The sequence below is a fragment of the Caballeronia glathei genome (assembly GCF_000698595.1).
Taxonomy (GTDB): Bacteria; Pseudomonadota; Gammaproteobacteria; order Burkholderiales; family Burkholderiaceae; genus Caballeronia; species Caballeronia glathei.
Genome location: NZ_JFHC01000001.1, coordinates 323,818 through 343,323 on the forward strand (window position 1 = coordinate 323,818; position 19,506 = coordinate 343,323).

Here is a 19,506-nt window from a genome sequence, read left to right on the forward strand (position 1 = left end):
TGCGCTCATGTCGAGCCGCTGCTGCTTTCCATGCTTACCGGTTGCTTGCGCTTTCCCGGAAAAGGGACGGCCTCCCGCGCCGCCCCGGTTCCCGGCAAGACCTTATTCGACGTGTTCGCCATGCAGCGTGACGTCGAGCCCTTCGCGTTCGTCTTCTTCAGAGACACGCAGACCCATGACCATGTCGATGACCTTGAGCAGGATGAAGCTCACGACGCCGCTGTAGACCAGCGTGACGAGCACGCCCTTCGCCTGCAGCAGAACGCTGCCGTCGAAGCCGCCGATGTCCTTCACCGCGAACACGCCGGTCAGGAGCGCACCGACGATCCCGCCGATGCCGTGCACGCCGAACGCGTCGAGCGAGTCGTCGTAGTTGAACTTGTGCTTGAGCCAGGTCGCCGACCAGAAGCAGACCACGCCCGCCACGATGCCGATCACGATCGCGCCCGTCACGCCGACGAAGCCCGCCGCCGGCGTGATCGCCACGAGACCCGCGACCGCGCCCGAAATGATGCCGAGCACCGAAGGCTTGCCCTTCGCAATCCACTCCGCGAACATCCAGCCGAACGCGGCGAATGCGGTGGCGATCTGCGTAGTCATCATCGCGAAGCCGGCACGGCCGTCGGCGGCCAGCGCGGAACCCGCGTTGAAGCCGAACCAGCCCACCCACAGCATCGCGGCACCGATCAGCGAGAGCACGAGGTTGTGCGGCGCCATCACTTCACGGCCGTAGCCGACGCGCTTGCCGAGCACCAGACAGCACACGAGACCCGCGATACCGGCGTTGATGTGCACCACCGTGCCGCCCGCGAAGTCGAGCACGCCTGCCGACGCCAGCCAGCCGGTCGGTTCCCAGACCATGTGCGCGATCGGCGAGTAGACGATCAGCGACCACAGCGTCATGAACACGAGCATCGCCGAAAACTTCATCCGGTCGGCGAATGCACCGGTAATGAGCGCCGGGGTGATGATCGCGAACGTCATCTGGTAGACGAAGTAGACCGATTCCGGAATCGTCTGCGCGAGGTGGCTGACGGTCAGCGTCGTGGCCTTGTCGCCCTTGACGTAGTCCATGCCGTGCAGGAACACGCGCGAGAAGCCGCCGATGAACGAACCGCCGGGCGTGAACGAGATGCTGTAGCCGACGACCGTCCAGATGATCGTGACGAGGCAGCAGATCGCGAAGCTCTGCATCGCGGTGGCGAGCACGTTCTTCTTGCGCACCATGCCCGCGTAGAAGAGCGCGAGGCCCGGGATCGTCATGAACAGCACGAGTGCGGTGGAGGTGAGCATCCAGGCGGTGTCGCCGGAGCTGATCTTCGACGAGTCGATCGAGAACGGCGCGGTGGGTGCGGCGGGCGCGGCATCGGAGGCGGCGTCGGCGCCGGACGCGGCCGGAGCGGCCGACGCAGCGTCGGCCGCCGTGGTCGCGCTGACGGGAGACGCGGTGTCGGGTGCGCTTGCGGCTGCCGTGGCATCGGACGCGGGGGCCGAAGCAGCGGCCGGTGCGGACGCGTCCTGGGCCAGAGCGGCGCCGACACTGACGCCCATCAGCGACCCCGCCATCAACAAGGACATGAATAATTTGCGCATTCTTGTGTTTCCTCTTATCGCCTGTTTCTTCTTAGAGAGCGTCTGCGCCGGTCTCGCCGGTGCGGATACGGACGACCTGTTCAATGGGAGTGACGAAAATCTTGCCGTCACCGATCTTGCCCGTGCGGGCCGCGCGTTCGACCGCTTCGATCGCCTGGTCGACGATATCGTCGGAGACGGCCGCCTCGATCTTTACCTTCGGCAGAAAATCGACCACGTATTCCGCGCCGCGGTACAGCTCGGTGTGTCCTTTCTGACGGCCGAAACCTTTCACCTCGGTCACGGTGATGCCCGAGACGCCGATCGCCGACAGCGCTTCGCGCGCCTCGTCTAGCTTGAACGGCTTGATGATTGCGGTAATGAGCTTCATGTGTGCCTCGCTGTGGTGTGCCCTGATCCCTCGATGCCTTCGCGGGCGGCGTCTTTCTGGATGTCCGCGCGCCGCGTCGCCCCGCCCTGCCAAGCCGCCCAAAGAAGCGCGCAGGAAAGGCCCGCGCCACTTATGCAACTCGTATGCCATGCGAGTGTTTACAGGGCAAAGCGAGATTTCGGGTAACGGCGGGCAAAGGGATCGGCCGGATGGCCAACGCGGCCGTGACGTGCTGGCGCGCTGCGTGGTTCGTTGCTAGAGTGCTCGCAAGGTCTGGCGAAAGGGGGCTCGGAGGGAGCGCGGCGCGCGGTCGCGATCGGCTGATTCGAGGCGGTTCGTCCATGCACCAAGTTCGGTCATTCATCGAACCGGGGCACTGACCTAACAACGAATGCACTTTTTTTGTGCATCAAGGAAGAAATCATGAAACAGCCGAACGATGTATTCAACGATTTGCAGCACAAGATGAGCGAACTGCTCAAGAACTCGCCGGCGAAAGACGTCGAGCGCAACATGAAGGCGATGCTGTCGCAGGGTTTTTCCAAGCTCGATCTCGTCACGCGCGAGGAATTCGACACGCAGACCCAGGTTCTCGTGCGCACCCGCGCACGCCTGGAAGAGCTCGAGCAGCGCGTCGCGCAGCTCGAAGCGCGGCTCACGGCTGGAGGAGCGTCGCAGGACTGATTGCCATGAATTGAGTAGAGCCCGGAGCGAACCTCGGCCAGGCGAGCCGTGAAGTCTTAGTCGAACAAGCCCGCGCCGGATCAGAAAGGCGCGGCAATGAGGGGAAATCATGTCGCTTGCCGTGGTACGCAGCCGCGCGCCCGCGCCTGGGCGCGCGCCCGAGGTGGTGGCGGAAGTCCACCTCGCCAATGGATTGCCCTCCTTTTCCATCGTCGGCCTGCCCGACCTCGAAGTCCGCGAAAGCCGCGAGCGCGTACGCGCCGCGCTTCAGAACTGCGGTTTCGACTTTCCCGTTCGCAGAATTACCGTCAATCTCGCACCCGCCGATCTCCCGAAGGAGTCCGGCCGCTTCGACCTGCCCATTGCACTCGGCATCCTCGCGGCAAGCGGCCAGATTCCCGCCGACTCGCTGAATGACCGCGAATTCGCGGGCGAGTTGTCGCTCACGGGCGCGCTGCGGCCGATGCGCGGCGCGTTCGCGATGGTATGCGGCGCCGCGCGGCAGTTCGCGTCGGCGCCGGCGCACGGGCGCCGCCCGCCCGAGATCTACCTTCCGCTCGCGAGCGCGGCCGAGGCGGCGCTGGTCCCGGGCGTCGACGTGTTCGGCGCCGCCGATCTGCCAGCGCTCTGCGCTCACCTCGCCGGCTCCGCTGACGGCCACCTCGCGCCGGTGCGGGCGCCGGCGCTGCCGGACGCCGCCGCGCTCGCGCCGCTTCCCGACCTGGCCGATGTTATCGGCCATCCGGGCGCGCGCCGCGCGCTCGAAGTCGCGGCGGCGGGCGGGCATCACCTCCTGATGGTCGGGCCGCCGGGCGCGGGCAAGTCGATGCTCGCCGCGCGCCTGCCGGGGCTCCTCCCGCCCATGACCGACGACGAAGCGCTCACGTCGGCCGCGATCCTGTCGGCGAGTTCGCTCGGTTTCTCGCCCGGACAGTGGCGCCAGCGGCCGTTTCGGGCGCCGCATCATTCGTCGAGTTCGGTTGCGCTCGTGGGCGGACGCAATCCGCCGCAGCCCGGCGAAATTACGCTCGCCCACCTGGGCGTGCTCTTTCTGGACGAACTGCCTGAGTTCGACCGCAAGGTGCTGGAAACGCTGCGCGAGCCGCTCGAAGCGGGCCGCATCACGATTTCGCGCGCCGCCCAGCAGGCGGATTTTCCTGCGGCGTGCCAGCTGGTCGCCGCGATGAACCCCTGCCCCTGCGGATGGCGCGGCGATCCGGGCGGCCGCTGCCGCTGCACGCCGGAGATCGCGGCGCGCTATCTGCGCAAGCTTTCCGGGCCGCTCGTCGATCGCATCGACATTCAGATCGAGTTGCCCGCGCTCTCGCCTGCGGAACTGTCGGCGCGAAGCGCGACGCGGGGCGAGGCGAGCGCGCCGGTGGCGCGCCGTGTGGCCGACGCACGCGAGCGGCAGTTGCAGCGACAGGGCAAGACCAACCGCGAACTGGACGGCAGGGAAGCCGACGCCGTCTGCCGCCCGGACGCCGCCGGCGAAACACTGCTGCGCGAGGCCGGCGAGCGGTTCGGCTGGTCCGCGCGTGCGTACTATCGCGTGCTCAAGGTGACGCGCACGGTCGCCGACCTCGACGGCGCCGAGATTCCGGGCGCCGCGCACGTTGCCGAGGCCGTGCAGTACCGGCGTGCCCTGGCGGTCACCTGATGGTAAGACAAGTGCAAAATACGCTTGTCAAGACTTGACTTATGCACATTCAGGCGCTTTTGGCCGCGTTTTCGTACGATCAAAGACCAAATTTCACACGTTTCTCCACGCCATTGATTTTATTGAAATATTTAAATTGCCGAGATTACGTGCAAAGTAAGAGGGGCCGCACCAGCCGGTCATTTGCGCGGTAGCGCACACTCTTTTCCACAAAGTTATCCACAGGCTCTGTGGACAGACAAAAAAAGCCCGTTAAATCCGAGGATTAGCACCGAAAGCTGCGGCGGAACTTTCAGTTTGGAGCGGCGGTCTGAGCGCATTCCCGCCGAAGTTCCTCAGAAATTCGACGGGTTGCTCTAATAAAGTTTGAAGGACGTAAAGAACTGGTCGGCCTGTTCTTGCGGGGGCGCCTTGCTCGCGACGATCGCGAGTTGATAGACGTGGACGCCTTGCGCGACGAAGCGCGCATGAATGCTGCGCGTCTCGTGTTTTTCGCCGCTCGCGCCGTTCACGTTGATTTCGCTGCCCGGCACGCGCCCGCCGGCGGCGAGGTCGATCTGGGTCGCGCGCGGGGCAAGCGGCGCATTCACGTTCCGCGCGAGCCCCTCTTCCAGAAAGTCGAGCGCGGCGCGTTGCAGGGCCGGATCGGCGCTCGGCAAAACGACGGTCCCCACCGCGAAAACGGCGTCGCCGGCTTCGGCGATCTGCATTTTCATCTTCATCGGCTGGCCGGCGATCTGGATTTCGCGTTCGTCCGAGCGCGGCTTGGCGGGCAGCGTGACCTCGTAGCCGTCGTCATTGTTCATGATCGTGCGCCAGTCGTAGGCCGGCGTGCACGCGAGAAGCGACGCGCCCGCGGCGAGGGCGCAAAGCATCGTTCGAAAGGGTTTCGTGTGACGGGCGGTGCGCCGAGTGCGGATGGTGAAGCGGGAAAAAGCGCGATTCATGACGGAAATGACGGCTGAAACCGTCATTATCGCAGGGCATACTGAGCTTAACCCGCAGCACGACTGCGTTTTCCGATTGGCGCTAGAATACGAGTCTATTCTGTTGCCATCCGTGCAGGCACGCGCGCACGCTCCCGGTTCCAAGAGGTTTCTCATGTCCCAAGCCACTCAAGACTCGCCGTCGCGAGGCAAGAGCCCGTTGCGTTACATCGTGATGGCGGTCATTGCGGCCGTGATCGCCTGCACCGGCTACTTTGCGTTCGGCGGCCAGCAACGCGCGCCCGACGCCACGTTCACGCTGCTCTCCGGGCAGAAGATTTCCACGTCCGGCGACCTGAAAGGCAAGGTGTACCTCGTCAATTTCTGGGCGACGAACTGCGAAACCTGCATGAAGGAAATGCCGGAGATGATCAACACGTACAACCGCTTCAAGGGCCGCGGCCTCGAGTTCGTCGCGGTGGCGATGAGCTACGACGCACCGATGTACGTCACCAACTACGCGCAGACGCGCAATCTGCCGTTCAAGGTCGCGATGGACGACGGCAGCGCCGCCAAGCAGTTCGGCAACGTCCAGCTGACGCCGACCACGTTCGTCATCGACAGGAACGGGAAGATTCTCAAGCGCTATGTCGGCGAGCCGAGCTTCTCGGAACTCGATGCGCTGCTCGAGAAGGCGCTGAACGCGGCCTGAAAGCGCACCGCGTACCGATAAAAAAACCCGCCGCGACGACGTCCGGCGGGTTTTTCATTTGGCGCATGGCAAGCCGCCCTCATTTGTCCCCCTCGCCTTTTACGGCGATCCCGTACCGCTTGATCTTCTCGTAGAGCGTCGCCTTGCCGAGCTGCAGCCGGTCGGCCGCCGCCGCCACCACGCCGCCCGACTGCTCCAGCGCCTCCGCGATCACCGCGCGCTCGAACTGCTCGGTGCGCTCCTTCAGCGACAGTGTCGCGGCGTCGAGCGGGACGGCCGCGTCGTCGATCACGCCGAGCACCATCCGGTCGGCCGCGTTGCGCAATTCGCGCACGTTGCCGGGCCAGTCACGCTGCATGAGCTCGGCCCGCTGGCGGTCGGTCAGCATCGGCGCGGGGCGCTCGTAGCGCACGGCGGCATCGAGCAGGAAATGCTCGAAAAGGGGCACGATGTCCTCGCGGCGCTCGGCGAGAGGCGGCAGCGTGATCGTCACGACGTTCAGCCGGTAGAGCAGGTCGCGCCGGAATGTGCCGTCCGCGACGTGTTCCGCCATGTCGCCCTTCGCCGCCGCGACGACGCGGCAATTCGCGCGAATCGGCTGGTTCGAGCCGAGCCGCTCCAGAACGCCGTCCTGAAGCACGCGCAGCAGTTTCACCTGCAGCGAAAGCGGCATGCTCTCGATTTCATCGAGAAAGAGCGTTCCGCCCGACGCGTGTTCGAGCTTGCCCACCCGCCGCTTCTGCGCGCCGGTGAACGCGCCGGCCTCGTAGCCGAACATTTCGGATTCGAACATCTGCTCCGGCAGCGCGCCGCAGTTCACCGCGATGAACGGCTTGTCCCGCCGCGGCGACAGGTCGTGCAGACTGCGCGCGATCAGTTCCTTGCCGGCGCCGGTGTCGCCGTTGATGAGCACGGACGCGTCGGTCGGCGCCACGTTCGCGATCAGCCGGCGCACCTGCTCGATCGCCGGACTGCGCCCGATGATGCGCGGCGCGACGCTGCTCTGCCCCGCGAGTTCGCGCCGCAGCGCCTGGTTTTCGAGCACGAGCTTGCGGCGCTCGAGCGCCCGGCGCACCGCCTCGATCAGCCGCTCGGAGGCGAACGGCTTTTCGATGAAATCGTAGGCGCCGTCGCGCATCGCCTGCACGGCCATCGAAATGTCGCCGTGACCGGTGACGAGGATGACCGGCACCTCGGGCGCCCGTTCGCGGCACTGGGCGAGCAGGTCGAGGCCGCTCGCGCCCGGCAGCCGGATGTCGCTCACGATCACGCCGGGAAAGCCCGCGTCGATCGCGCGAGCCGCCGTTTCGACGCTGCCGTGCCCGGCCACCTCGAAACCCGCGAGTTGCAGGCTCTGGACGCTCGCGCGCCGCACGAGCTCGTCGTCTTCGATAAAGATGACCTGCAGGCCATTAGTCATTCCGGTGCTTCCTCACAAATCGTTCACGCGCGCGGCAGCGTCAACACGAATTCTGCACCGTGCGAGCGATCCGCGTCGGCCTGCGTGCCGCCTTCGGGACCGTCGACTTCGAGCGCCGCCGCCAGATTGCGCGCGACGAGCGTGCCGCCGTAGTCGCGCGCGATCGCCGACGAGATCGCGAGTCCGAGCCCCAGGCCGTGCCCCATTTCCTTCGTCGTGAAAAACGGCTCGAAGAGGCGCGGCAGGACGTCCGCGGGAATGCCCGGGCCGTTGTCGCGCACGACGAGCTCGACGCGGTCGTCGCGTGGGGCGAACAGAATCGAGATGCGCGGCGCGTCGCACGCGACAACCGCGTCGAGCGCATTGCCGATCAGGTTGATCAGCACCTGTTCGAGCCGCAGGTCCTCGCAGCGCACGTACACGGGCGAGGTCTCGCTTGCGAGCTCGGGCGCCACGTCGAGCGCGACGTCCTGCATGCGCGGCCGCAGCATGGCGAGCACGTTGCGCAGCGCGCGCGACACGTCGGTGCGCGCGTTGCGCGGGCGCGCCTTCGCGACGAACAGTTTCAGCTGGTTGGTGATCTTGCCCATGCGCTCGGTGAGCGACGCGATCGCTTCGAGATTTTCCCGCGCGGCCGTCTGATCGCCGCGTTCGATCAGCACGCGCGTGTTGTCGGAGAAGCTGCGCAGCGCGGCGAGCGGCTGGTTCAGCTCGTGTGTGATGCCCGCCGCCATCTGGCCGAGCGCGGCGAGCTTGCTCGCCTGGACGAGTTCGTCGTGGGCGGCGCGCAGGTCCTGCTCGGCGCGCGTGCGCTCGCTGACTTCCTTCGTCAGTTGCGCGTTGGCCTCTGACAGGTCGGACGTGCGCTCGGCGACCCGCTGGTTCAGCTCGGCGTAGGCGGTTTGCAGCATCTCGCGGCCGCGGATCATCTCGCGCACGCGCGAGCGGCGCATGCGCCAGTAGAACGCAAAGAGACACAGCAGCACGAACACGAGCGCCGTGACGATTGTCGCCGTGCGCGCGGCGCTTTCCACGGGATCGAGCGGCGCCATCGTGATCAGTTGCCAGTCGGGCTCGCCGATCGAGCGGCGCGTCGCCAGATAGCTCGGCGCATCGCGCCCGCCGCCGATGCGCACGATCTGCGCGTCGCCTTCGAGCGTCTTGACGACGGTCATCGGCAGCGGCGTGATGGTTTGCTGCGCGTACTGGCGCGTCGCGAAAACGGACGCCTCGATGTTCTGTGGCAGCGGCCGCACCGTGTGATATTTCCAGGCGGGCACCGACGACAGGAAGATCACGCCGTGGTCGTCGGCGACGATGAGCGGCTCGGCCGCGTCCGCGGCCTGCAGCCATTCGAGGTTGAGCTTCACCACCGCCACGCCGATCACCTCGCGCGTGCCCTCGCGATAGACCGGCTGCGAGATGTAGTACCCCGGCTCGCGCGAGACCGTGCCGAGGCCGAAGAAACGTCCGGTGCCGCCTTTCACGGCATCGATGAAATATGGCCTGAACCGGTATTCCGAACCGACGAAGCTGTCCGTCGCGCGCCAGTTGCTCGCGGCGACGCACACGCCGTTCGCGCGGATGATGTAGCTGACCGTCGCGCGGGCGTGGCGGTTCAGGTCGTCCAGATAGCGGTTCGCCCGGTCGGCGTTGCGCTTGTTCGGATCGGCCAGCACCTCCTGCACGAAGGGATGGCGCGAAAGCAGGTACGGCAGGTATTCGTAGCGGTCGAGCGTGCTTTTCAGCGTGTTCGTCGTGCGGTCGACGCGCGCGGCGGCGTTGCGCCGCAGGTCGTCGATACCCCGCTGCCACGCGATGTTCCACGTGAGCGCGCAGGCGGCCGCAAGCGCGGCGGCGAGCGCAAGGATCACGAGGAGGCGTCGCGTCACGTGGGCGGATTCCGGGGAGCTGGGATCCGCAATTGTGTCATAGGCGCCGCGCATGAACGGCCGCGGCGAAGCATCCGTTGCCCGATGCTTCGCCGCGTTCATGGCCGTATCGTCCGGTGAGCGGGTTAGCTGACCGTCTCGGCTTCCGTATCGACCGCGCCGTGACGCAGCCCCTCGCGCAGCTTGTCGCGATCGAGTTCGCCCTCCCACGCCGACACGACCACCGTCGCCACGCCGTTACCGACGATGTTCGTCAGCGCGCGGCATTCGCTCATGAAGCGGTCGATGCCGAGAATCAGCACCATCCCCGAGAGCGGAATGGTCGGCACGACGGCGAGCGTCGCGGCGAGCGTGATGAAGCCCGCGCCGGTCACGCCGCTTGCGCCCTTCGAGGTCAGCATCGTCACCGCGAGCAGCGTCAGCTGCTGCGTCCACGTGAGGTCGGTGTTGGTCGCCTGCGCGATGAAGAGCACCGCCATCGTCATGTAGATGTTGGTGCCGTCGAGGTTGAACGAATAGCCGGTCGGCACCACGAGACCCACCACCGAGCGCGAGCAGCCGAGCTTTTCCAGCTTCTGCATCAGTTGCGGGAGCGCCGCTTCCGACGAGCTCGTGCCGAGCACGATCAGCATCTCTTCCTTGATGTAAGCGATGAAGCGCAGGATGTTGAAGCCGACCGCGCGCGCGATCAGGCCGAGCACCACCACCACGAACACGATCGACGTGAGGTAGAACGTGCCGATCAGCTTGAGCATCGGCACGAGCGAGCCGATGCCGTACTTGCCGATGGTGAACGCCATCGCGCCGAACGCGCCGATCGGCGCCAGCTTCGTGATGATGCGCACGATGCCGAACAGGATGTGCGAGAGGCCGTCGATGAACGTCGTCACCACGCGTGCCTTGTCGCCGAGGTGCGCCAGCACGGAGCCGAACAGGAGCGCGATCAGCAGGATCTGCAGGATTTCACCCTGCGCGAACGCCGACACGAGCGTGTCCGGGATGATGTGCATCAGGAAATCGACCGTCGTCTGGCCGTGCGCCTTCGCCGCGTAGGAGGCGACCGCCTTGCCGTCGAGCGTCGCGGGATCGACGTTGAAGCCGACACCCGGCTTCAGGATGTGCGTCGCCGCCAGGCCGAGCACGAGCGCGAACGTCGAGACGATCTCGAAATAGAGGAGCGCCTTGCCGCCGACGCGCCCGACCTTCTTCATGTCTTCCATGCCGGCGATGCCGGTCACGACAGTACAGAAGATGATCGGCCCGATCACCATCTTGATGAGCTTGATGAAGCCGTCGCCGAGGGGCTTCATGTCGGTGGCGAGGGCGGGATAGAAGTGTCCGAGCGCGATACCGACAGCAATGGCGATCAGCACCTGCACGTAGAGGACTTTATAGAATGGTTTCTTCACGATGGTTCCAGGCAAATTTCAGGCTGTTGGCGAAAGGTAAGCCAGTGGCGAGCCGCTAGAAGCGCGAGGGGCGCGTAGGACGTCGGTGCGGGTGCACGAAGGAACGCGCCGCGAGCAGCAGCCAGGCCGCTACGACGACGGATTCAAAAGCACCGCGAGGGAATGGTGTGCATCGCTTGTCTCCTTGACTTTTATGAGGGCCTTTCGGCCACGCTTTCTTATTGCAAGGTCGATGCCAGCTCGACAAACGCCCGAAGCCTTGATTTACAAGGCCTTTTGGGACCCTTCGACCGGCCGCGATCCGGGATTCCGGAATTCCCGAAAAGTGCCGTCCGAGGTTCCGGACGAGCCTCGGGTTTTCCCTGAGAGCCTTTGCTGACGTGGTTTTGCGGGAAAACGAACGGTTGTGCGCATGAGTTCCTGCAACGACCCGCCGCATCGCGGCGGTGGAACGAGCGACCCGCAACTGACATAATCGAGCCCGCCCTCATCGAGGGCCGAAGGACAAATAGGGAGCCTTCACCAAACGGACGAAACCGTCCTCCCTATGGAGCATCTATGCGCCTTATCCCTGGCCAGACCGTCGCTTTCCAGATGTCGCAGTGTCTCGGCGACTCGCTGCTCGCGATGATCGTCGTCAACAATCTCGCTCGAAACGGCCACCGCGTAGTGGTGTTCGGCGACTACATCCACGCGCTGAAGGACTGGTTTCCGGCGTTCGAAGTGCATCCGACGGTCAAGCCGGAACAGGCCCGCGACCTGTTCGGCGGCTTCGACGTGCTTCTGCACGCGTATCCGCGCAATGTCGTCGACGGCGTGCGCGACTGGCATCGCAATGTACTCGTCATGGACGAGTGGCCGACGTTCCGGCAGGTCAAGACGATGGTGGACATTCACGTGGAGGTCTGCCGCGTGGATCTGGGCCTGACTGACGTCGTGCCCGACAACGGCCTGACCGCGCCTGCTCATCTGCGGCACCGCTCGCACTCGAAGCGGGTCGTGATCCATCCGACCGCGAGCCTGCAGCGGAAAATGTGGCTGCCCGAGCGGTTCCTCACGCTGGCGCTGCAGCTGCGCGCGAGCGGCTTCGAGCCGGAGGTGATCGTCGCGCCGCCCGAGCGCGCGGACTGGGCGCATCTGCAGCAGCACGGCCTGCCGGTGCGCACGTTCGGCTCGCTGAACGAGGTGGCGGCGTGGATCCACGAATCCGCGTGGTTCATCGGAAACGACTCGGGGCTCGCGCACCTGGCGTCGAACGTCGGCGTGCCGGCGATCTCGCTGATGGTGCGCAACAAGATCGCCCGGCGCTGGCGGCCGGGCTGGACTTCGAGCCGCGCCGTGCTGCCCTTGCCGATCCTGCCCGGCAAAATCGCGAAGGACCTGCTGTGGCAGCGCTTTTTACCGGTGTCGCGGGTGCTGCGAGCCTTCGACGAGTTGCAGGCCGCCGTCCGCTGAACGGCCAGGCGGCAGGGGCAACAAAAAAAAACCCACGTCGCCGTGGTTTTTTTTATTGCATGATCACGAATTCGCTCAGACGACGCCCGCGTCGTGCGCCTGCTGATCGGCGTGGTAGCTCGAGCGCACCATCGCGCCGACGGCCGCGTGCGTGAAACCCATCTTGTACGCTTCTTCCTCGTACATCCTGAACGTATCGGGATGCACGTAGGCGCGCACCGGCAGATGGTGCTCCGACGGCTGGAGATACTGCCCGATCGTCAGCATGTCGACGTCGTGCGCGCGCAGATCGCGCATCACCTGAAGGATTTCCTCTTCGGTCTCGCCGAGACCGACCATCAGGCCCGATTTCGTCGCGACTTCGGGATGCAGCGCCTTGAAGTCCTTCAGCAGCTTGAGCGAGTGGTGATAATCCGACCCGGGGCGCGCTTCCTTGTACAGACGCGGCACCGTTTCGAGATTGTGATTCATCACGTCGGGCGGCGCGGCGGTGAGAATGCCGATCGCGCGATCGAGGCGCCCGCGGAAATCCGGCGTCAGGATTTCGATGCGCGTTTGCGGCGAATGCTCGCGCACCTGCCGGATGCATTCGACGAAGTGCGCCGCGCCGCCGTCGCGCAGGTCGTCGCGGTCGACGCTCGTGATCACCACGTACTTCAGCTTGAGCGCGCCGATGGTGCGCGCGAGATTCAGCGGCTCGTCGGCGTCCAGCGGATCGGGACGGCCGTGGCCCACGTCGCAGAACGGGCAGCGGCGGGTGCACTTGTCGCCCATGATCATGAACGTCGCGGTGCCCTTGCCGAAACATTCGCCGATGTTCGGGCAGCTCGCTTCCTCACACACCGTATGCAGGTTGTGCTCGCGCAGAATCTGCTTGATCTCGTAGAAGCGCGAGCTGCCGGTTGCGGCTTTCACGCGAATCCAGTCGGGTTTCTTCAGCTTCTCGATCGGGACGATCTTGATCGGAATGCGCGCCGTCTTGGCCTGCGCTTTCTGCTTGGCGGTGGCGTCGTAGGCGGCGGCGTTGGGCGCCGAAGCGGGGGCAGCGAGGTCGCCAGCCAGATTTCCGGTTGCGTCAGTCATTCGGTCGATCCATTCAGACGGTCAGGCCGTCCTGCGGTTGAGCGGCGGCTGCGGAAATGCCGTCGATGTGGAGGGTAAGACGTTCTGCAAGGCGCCCGGCCACTTCGTTCCAGCCGGCCGCGACGCCGAGCGTCGCCATGTCGACTGTTTCGAGTCCCGCGTAGCCGCATGGATTGATCGCGAGAAACGGTTGCAGGTCCATCTTCACGTTGAGACTTACGCCGTGGTAGCTGCAGCCGTTGCGGATCTTGAGGCCCAGCGCGGCGATCTTCGCGCCTTCGTGCAGCGCGTGGAGCCGGGCATCGGCTCCGCCCTGCTGCGGGTGCGCCACGTAGATTCCCGGGGCGCCAGCCTTACGGTCGGTTGCGAGATTATACGACGCCAGCGTGTCGATCACGGCCGCCTCGATCCGCGAGACGAGTTCGCGGACCATCAGCCTTCGGCGGCGCAAGTCGAGCAGCAGATACGCAACCACCTGCCCCGGCCCGTGATACGTGATCTGGCCCCCGCGATCGACCTTGACGAGCGGAATGCCGCTGTCGGCGATCAGCAGGTGCGCCGGATCGCCGGCGAGACCGAGCGTGAACACGCGCGGATGCTCGACGAGCCAGATTTCATCGGGGGTGTCGGGCGTGCGGGCGGCGGTGAACGCGCGCATCGCGTCGAAGCTGTCGGTGTAGGGTTCGAGCCCGCGCCAGCGCACCGTGACGGGCTGCGCGCCGGAGCGCGGAGCGCTCCCGGCGGCGGGATCGGGGTTCAGCGGGGAGATGAGCGGCGTGGCGGACATTGTCCCGGTAGTTTACCGAAATCGTGCGGCGCCCGCCGGGGGTTCAGGCGCGACGATGGCGTCGGCCGAAGCTCGCCCGCCATCGCATCGCAGCGTCACACCGTCCGCCAGCCGGAGCGGAAGCGCGCGGCGAGCCGCTCCATGCTGGCCGCGAGCCACGTCATCGCGCGCTGGTCGCAGCGCGGCACGATCGTGAAGACGACGTGCGCCGGCCGATCCCCCTCCACGCTCAGCCAGAGACGCTCGCGCTCGCGCAGCTTGAGCTTGTCGCCGGGGGCAAGCCAGTAGTCTTCGGTGTCGTTGCTGCGGGTTGCCCAGACCGCCGCGCCGTGCACGGTCAGCCGCGTGCCGCGCACGATCCTCATCGGTACGGTTTCGCCGGGCTTGACCTCGAAGGTAACGCTTGTGGAAATTTCTCGCATGATCGGCTCCGCCAGGGAGTGGTTTCGATGGCTACAATCGTATGCCCCATATGGCTCCCGGCAAAACGAGCAATTTTCACGGCTATGTGAGATATATTAGCAAGCGATCCAGCGGAACCTCTGGCTAGGACGAGCCTTGAAAAAAGCGTTTTCGCCTCGTGAATATTGACGGTTCTCATGGTTGCTCCCAGGTGGACCTAATCCACGTTGGTCCACACCAATAGCGACGTCAAACCGCAGACCGACCCATTCATGGACCTCCGCCACCTCCCCGCCCTCAACGCGCTGCGCGCCTTCGAAGCCGCCGCGCGCCACGAGAGCTTCTCGCGTGCCGCCGACGAGCTCTTCGTCACCCATGGCGCCGTGAGCCACCAGATTCGCGCGCTCGAAGCCGAGCTCGGCGTGGCGCTTTTCACCCGCGACGGCAAGCGCGTGCGCCTGACCGACGGAGGCCGCCAGTACGCATCCGACGTGCGCGCGGCACTCGTCACGCTCGCCGAAGCCACGCGCCAGGTGCGCTCGGGCGACCGCGACCGGCGGCTCGTCGTGTCGCTGCAGTCGTCGTTTTCGGCGCGCTGGGTGACGCCGCGCATCGGCGGGTTTATCGAAAGGCACCCGGAAATCGACCTCGAGCTGCTGTCGACGAACGCGCTCACCGATTTCACGCGCGACGACGTCGATGTCGCGATCCGCTTCGGCCAGGGGAAATATGCGGGGCTGCACGTGGAGAAGCTGCTCGACGAGGTGTTTTTCCCCGTCTGCGCACCGGACTACAACGACGGCAAGCTGCCCCGCACGCCCGCCGATCTCGCGAACCTCCAGCTCCTGCGTTCGAGCGACGAACTGTGGCGGCCATGGTTCGACACCGCCGGGCTCGCCGACATGGTCGAGCCGAAAAGGGGTGTTTTATATGAGGATTCGTCGAATCTGCTGCAGGCCGCGATCGATCGCCAGGGGATCGCGCTCGTGCGCCGCTCGCTCGCGATGCACGAAATCGTGGCGGGGCGGGTCGTGCGGCTTTTCAACGTCGACGGGCCGAGCCCGTGGACCTATTTTTTCGTCTGTCCGCCGGCGCTCCTGCAAACGGCGCGCGTGCAGGCGTTCCGCGCGTGGATTTTCAGCGAGTCCGAGCAGTTCAGGCTGATCTACGAGCGCACGCCGGCCGCGTGCGATGCGCCCGCCGCGCAGGTCAAAGTACGATCTTGACCATCGGATGGCCGGTCAGCGCGCGATAGATGTCGTCGAGATGGGCGCGGCTCTGCGCGCGCACGGTAACGGTGAGGCCGGTGTAGTTGCCGCCGGACGACGGCCGCGTCTCGATGCGCGTCACGTCGAATTCGCCGTCGAACTGGCGGATCACCGTGACGATCGTGTCCTGAAATTCCGGGTGCGTCTTGCCCATCACCTTGATCGGAAAGTCGCAGGGAAAATTGAACAGCGCGTCGGCGTCGGGGGTTTCGGGTTTGTCGGGGGTCGTCATGGCTTTCTCCTTCACTTGGGCGCGCCCGGACCGCGCTCGGACCATTCATGCAGTTCGCGCGCCTTCGCCCGCTGGTAGGCCTCATACAGTGCAGCATAGACCGCGCCGGGGCGGCCGGTCCCGACTGGCTTGCCGTCCAGCAGGGTGATCGGCATGACTTCCTTGGTAGCCGAGCTGATCATGATTTCGTCGGCGGCGCGCAGTTCGGCTTCGGTGATGTCGCGCTCCTCGAACGCAACGCCCGACTCCGCCGCCAGTTCCTCGACGAGCCGGTAGCGAATGCCTTCCAGAATGCGCGGCCCGCGCGGCGCGCCGGCAAGCCGGCCGTCCTTCACGACCCACACGTTCGACGACGACCCCTCGGTCAGGAGGCCGTCGCGCAACTGGATCGTTTCCAGCGCATCGTGTTCGACGGCATGCTGCGCCATCAGCACGTTGCCGAGCAGCGACACCGACTTGATATCGCAATGCAGCCAGCGCTTGTCCTCGGCGGTCACGGCGCTCGCGCCCTTGGCGCGGCTCGCGTCGCTCGGGAACGTGAGCGGCGTGACCATCATGAAGACGGTCGGCGTGAGCCCGGCCGGAAACGCGTGGCCGCGCTTCTTTGCGACACCGCGCGTCACCTGAATGTAGACGAGCGCGTCGCCTTCGCCCTGATTCGCGTCGATCGCACGCGCGATCAGCGAACGCCATCCGGCGTCGTCGAGCGGATTGTCGATACGGATCTTGCCGAGGCTGCGCGAGAGCCGCGCGAGATGCGCGGCGAGCCTGAACGGCGCGCGGCCGCCCGGCGTGGCATAGAGCGGCACGACTTCATAGACGCCGTCGCCGAAAATGAAGCCGCGATCGAGCACCGGAATGCGCGCTTCGGACAACGGCCCCCATTCGCCGTTCAGATAGACGACGGGATCGGCTTCAACGCTTCCTGGCTGGCTCATCGCGGCGGCTCCTCATTGCCTGTTGCTCATGTTGCTTGACGCTTCGCTTGCGCTCACTGCTTGCGCTTTTCCCACATCAGGAGCGCCGAGTCCCACAGGCGCCCGACGATGCCCGCCTCCGGCACGTCCTGCAGCGCGACGAGCGGGAACTGCGCGACTTCCTTGCCGTCCGCCATCATCTTGACGGTGCCGATCTGCTGGCCCTTCTTCACCGGCGCGACGATGAGCGGGTTGTGCGTCACGGTCGGCTTGACCTTGTCGCCCATGCCCTTCGGCACGGTGATGTACTGATCGGTCGCGACGCCCGCCTTCACGTTGTTCTCGGCGCCCTTGTAGATGCGCGGCGACTCGATCACCTGATCTGCCTTGTAGAGCCGCAGCGCATCGTAGGCGGTGTAGCCGTAGTTCAGCATCTTCAGGCTGTCCTGCACGCGGTTGTGCTCTTTCGGCTCGCCCATCATCACCGCCACCAGGCGCCGGTTCGCGTCGGGCACGCCCGTGAGCGGACGCTTCGCCGTGGCGATGAGGCAGTAGCCGGCCGCCTTGGTGTGGCCGGTCTTCAGGCCGTCAACGGTCGGATCGAGCCACAGCAGGCGGTTGCGGTTCGGCTGGCGGATCTTGTTGTAGGTGAAGTCCTTCACCGAGAAGATGTCGTAATACTCGGGGAAGTCGCGGATCAGGCGCGTGGAGAGCACCGAGAGATCGCCCGCCGTGGTGTAGTGCTGCGGATCGGGCATGCCGTTCACGTCGGCGTAGTGCGTGTTCTTCATGCCGATGTTCTTCGCGGCCGCGTTCATCAGCGCGACGAAGTTCGACTCGCTGCCGCCGACCAGTTCCGCGAGCGCGATCGCGGCGTCGTTGCCCGACTGCACGATCATGCCGTACACGAGATCGTGGACCGTCACCGGCTTGTTCGCCTCGACGAACATGCGCGACTCGTCGGTGCGCACGCGGCGCACGGACTCGCTCGGCATCACCGTCTGGTCCATGTTGATCTTCTTCGACTTCAGCGCGTCGAAGACGAGATACGCCGTCATCAGCTTGGTGAGGGACGCCGGTTCGACGCGCTCGTCCGGATTGCCGGAGGCAAGCACCTGGTTGCTGGTGGCGTCGACGAGCACCCACGAGCGCGCGGTCACCTCGGGCGGCGGCACCTGCCCGAACGCGCTGGCCGCGGCGAGCGTCGCGGGGAGCACGATTGCCGTGGTGACGGCGCGATGCAATGCGCGTTGATGTGACTCGGGGACGAAGAAGGACAGGCCGGAAGGGGAAAAGCGCATAGGATCGGGTTGGCAGAAAAGGCTTCGGCGCTTCGTCGACGTCTTTTTGTAATCGGCGAGGCGCGGGTTGAACAGGCGGACCGTCGGGCCGGTCGGGCGCGTTGTTTCGCTCGGGCAGCGGACGTACCGCGGGTGCCCCGAAAAAGCGCTCGTTGGACAGATGGCCGCGCGATCGGTTCTCAAGCGGCGCCGAGGCGGGGCGAAGGCCGCGCCGGGCGCCAGATCGATCGCTGAACGGTCAGGTTGCAGCGTAAAAGTCTGCGACATTATACGCGCCGCCCGATACCGCCTCGACGCGAAAACGGCCTACTGTGGCGCGGATTCGCGTTTTTCCCCGCGCGCAAACGAAAACGGCGCGGGCGAGCGAATCGCCTGCGCCGCATTTCGTGGCCCGCCCGTGCGTCAGCGCCAGGCGTCGACGATCACGCGCTTCAGGATGTGCAGCTTGCGGTGAAAAAAATGCTCGCCGCCGGGAATTACGACGACCGGCAGCTCCTGCGGCCGCGCCCAGTCGTAGACCGAGGCGATCGGCACCGTGTCGTCGACTTCGCCGTGAATGACGAGCGTGTTTTCCGGCACCTCGGCCACGTCCCAGTTGCTCACCGCCGTGCCGACGAACACCATCCGCTCGATGGGCTGCCCGGCCTCGCGCAACTGCTTCGCCACGTGCGAGAGCACGAACGTGCCGAACGAGAAGCCAGCCAGCACGAGCGGCGCGTCGGCCTGCCCGGGCTGCGCCTGCATGTGCGCGATCACCGCGCGCAGGTCGTCGCGCTCGCCGATGCCCTTGTCGTGCTCGCCCGCGGTCGCGCCGACGCCGCGAAAATTCGAGCGATACGTCGTGTAGCCGAGCTGCACGAGGGTGCGCGCCAGAGTCTGCGCGACCTTGTTGTCCATCGAGCCGCCGAAAAGCGGATGCGGATGCGCGACGAGCGCGATGCCGCGCGGCGTGCCGTCCGCGCGGTCGAGCGCCACTTCGATCTTGCCCGCGGGGCCGTCAATCAGGAATTTTTCGGTTTGTGCGTTCATGCGTTCACGAGGCGCGCTCAGGCGGACGCCGGTTGGTCGATCAGAAGCCGCTCGACGATCTTGCCGTTCACAAGATGCGAGTCCACGATTTCGTCGATATCGCTTTCATCCACGTACGTGTACCACGTGCCCTCCGGATACACGACCACCACCGGCCCGAGTTCGCAGCGCTCGAGGCACCCCGCCTTATTGATGCGGACCTTGCCGTCGCCCGCGAGCCCGAGCTGCTTCACGCGTTTCTTGGCGTGCTCCTGCATCGCCTGCGCGTTGCAGTTCGCGCAGCAAGGCCGCGGCGCATCGGCATCGCGCTGGTTCAGGCAGAAGAACACGTGATACTTGTAGAAGGGTTCCATGAGCGTCGGTGAT

General features: G+C 65.7%; 19 protein-coding genes. 5 read left to right on the forward strand and 14 right to left on the reverse strand.

The annotated features are described in order from the left end of the window. Window positions 1-102: 102 nt before the first annotated feature. A complete protein-coding gene (locus tag BG61_RS01520) occupies window positions 103-1,593 on the reverse strand; it encodes an ammonium transporter (protein ID WP_035941411.1) in 1,491 nt (496 codons plus the stop codon). Window positions 1,594-1,624: 31 nt separating this feature from the next. After that, a complete protein-coding gene (locus BG61_RS01525; RefSeq protein ID WP_035941413.1) occupies window positions 1,625-1,963 on the reverse strand; it encodes a P-II family nitrogen regulator in 339 nt (112 codons plus the stop codon). 423 nt (window positions 1,964-2,386) lie between these two features. On the opposite strand from BG61_RS01525, the gene BG61_RS01530 reads away from it, so the two are divergent. Both BG61_RS01530 and BG61_RS01535 read left to right on the forward strand, forming a co-directional pair. Further along, window positions 2,387-2,647, forward strand: coding sequence for an accessory factor UbiK family protein (locus tag BG61_RS01530; protein WP_035941540.1), 261 nt, complete (start codon window positions 2,387-2,389; stop codon window positions 2,645-2,647). Window positions 2,648-2,756: 109 nt separating this feature from the next. After that, window positions 2,757-4,307 (forward strand): YifB family Mg chelatase-like AAA ATPase, encoded by a 1,551-nt coding sequence (locus tag BG61_RS01535; protein ID WP_035941414.1) that lies wholly within the window; start codon window positions 2,757-2,759, stop codon window positions 4,305-4,307. A 356-nt stretch (window positions 4,308-4,663) separates the two neighbouring features. On the opposite strand, the gene BG61_RS01540 is transcribed toward BG61_RS01535, so the two are convergent. Then, window positions 4,664-5,182, reverse strand: a complete 519-nt coding sequence (locus BG61_RS01540) for a hypothetical protein (protein WP_035941415.1) — start codon at window positions 5,180-5,182, stop codon at window positions 4,664-4,666. 226 nt (window positions 5,183-5,408) lie between these two features. On the opposite strand from BG61_RS01540, the gene BG61_RS01545 reads away from it, so the two are divergent. Continuing rightward, window positions 5,409-5,945: a peroxiredoxin family protein gene (locus BG61_RS01545; protein ID WP_035941416.1), complete on the forward strand. Its 537-nt coding sequence runs from the start codon at window positions 5,409-5,411 to the stop codon at window positions 5,943-5,945. A gap of 79 nt (window positions 5,946-6,024) precedes the next feature. Here BG61_RS01545 and BG61_RS01550 read toward each other — a convergent pair whose 3' ends face one another. From BG61_RS01550 to BG61_RS01560, 3 genes are read right to left on the reverse strand one after another with little or no spacing between them, the layout of a single operon-like run. Then, a complete protein-coding gene (locus BG61_RS01550) occupies window positions 6,025-7,365 on the reverse strand; it encodes a sigma-54-dependent transcriptional regulator (protein WP_035941417.1) in 1,341 nt (446 codons plus the stop codon). 23 nt (window positions 7,366-7,388) lie between these two features. Continuing rightward, window positions 7,389-9,359: a sensor histidine kinase gene (locus tag BG61_RS01555; protein ID WP_035941418.1), complete on the reverse strand. Its 1,971-nt coding sequence runs from the start codon at window positions 9,357-9,359 to the stop codon at window positions 7,389-7,391. Between the two features lie 23 nt (window positions 9,360-9,382). Then, window positions 9,383-10,669 (reverse strand): dicarboxylate/amino acid:cation symporter, encoded by a 1,287-nt coding sequence (locus BG61_RS01560; protein WP_174479698.1) that lies wholly within the window; start codon window positions 10,667-10,669, stop codon window positions 9,383-9,385. A gap of 555 nt (window positions 10,670-11,224) precedes the next feature. On the opposite strand from BG61_RS01560, the gene BG61_RS01565 reads away from it, so the two are divergent. Then, window positions 11,225-12,121, forward strand: coding sequence for a glycosyltransferase family 9 protein (locus BG61_RS01565; protein ID WP_035941420.1), 897 nt, complete (start codon window positions 11,225-11,227; stop codon window positions 12,119-12,121). Between the two features lie 75 nt (window positions 12,122-12,196). Here the strand turns inward: BG61_RS01565 and lipA are convergent, their stop codons facing one another. From lipA to BG61_RS01580, 3 genes are all read right to left on the reverse strand, one after another. Next, on the reverse strand, window positions 12,197-13,204 hold the full coding sequence (gene lipA / locus BG61_RS01570) for a lipoyl synthase (RefSeq protein WP_035941421.1): 1,008 nt from the start codon (window positions 13,202-13,204) through the stop codon (window positions 12,197-12,199). A gap of 13 nt (window positions 13,205-13,217) precedes the next feature. Next, window positions 13,218-13,991, reverse strand: coding sequence for a lipoyl(octanoyl) transferase LipB (gene lipB / locus BG61_RS01575; RefSeq protein ID WP_035941423.1), 774 nt, complete (start codon window positions 13,989-13,991; stop codon window positions 13,218-13,220). Between the two features lie 95 nt (window positions 13,992-14,086). After that, on the reverse strand, window positions 14,087-14,413 hold the full coding sequence (locus tag BG61_RS01580) for a DUF2917 domain-containing protein (protein WP_035941425.1): 327 nt from the start codon (window positions 14,411-14,413) through the stop codon (window positions 14,087-14,089). 252 nt (window positions 14,414-14,665) lie between these two features. On the opposite strand from BG61_RS01580, the gene BG61_RS01585 reads away from it, so the two are divergent. Next, the gene (locus tag BG61_RS01585) at window positions 14,666-15,619 is read left to right on the forward strand and encodes a transcriptional regulator GcvA (RefSeq protein ID WP_035941426.1); all 954 of its coding nucleotides are present in this window, start codon (window positions 14,666-14,668) and stop codon (window positions 15,617-15,619) included. Here BG61_RS01585 and BG61_RS01590 read toward each other — a convergent pair. From BG61_RS01590 to BG61_RS01610, 5 genes are all read right to left on the reverse strand, one after another. Continuing rightward, window positions 15,603-15,893, reverse strand: a complete 291-nt coding sequence (locus BG61_RS01590; protein ID WP_035941427.1) for a DUF493 family protein — start codon at window positions 15,891-15,893, stop codon at window positions 15,603-15,605. The two genes, BG61_RS01585 and BG61_RS01590, sit on opposite strands and share 17 nt — an antisense overlap. 11 nt (window positions 15,894-15,904) lie before the next feature. Then, a complete protein-coding gene (locus tag BG61_RS01595) occupies window positions 15,905-16,831 on the reverse strand; it encodes a D-amino acid aminotransferase (protein WP_035941428.1) in 927 nt (308 codons plus the stop codon). 53 nt (window positions 16,832-16,884) lie between these two features. Continuing rightward, window positions 16,885-18,111 carry a D-alanyl-D-alanine carboxypeptidase family protein gene (locus tag BG61_RS01600; protein ID WP_035941430.1) on the reverse strand — a complete coding sequence of 409 codons (1,227 nt, stop codon included), beginning with the start codon at window positions 18,109-18,111 and terminating at the stop codon, window positions 16,885-16,887. A gap of 402 nt (window positions 18,112-18,513) precedes the next feature. Further along, window positions 18,514-19,140, reverse strand: a complete 627-nt coding sequence (locus BG61_RS01605; protein ID WP_035941431.1) for an alpha/beta hydrolase — start codon at window positions 19,138-19,140, stop codon at window positions 18,514-18,516. Window positions 19,141-19,157: 17 nt separating this feature from the next. Then, on the reverse strand, window positions 19,158-19,493 hold the full coding sequence (locus tag BG61_RS01610; protein WP_035941433.1) for a (2Fe-2S) ferredoxin domain-containing protein: 336 nt from the start codon (window positions 19,491-19,493) through the stop codon (window positions 19,158-19,160). Window positions 19,494-19,506 lie beyond the last annotated feature (13 nt).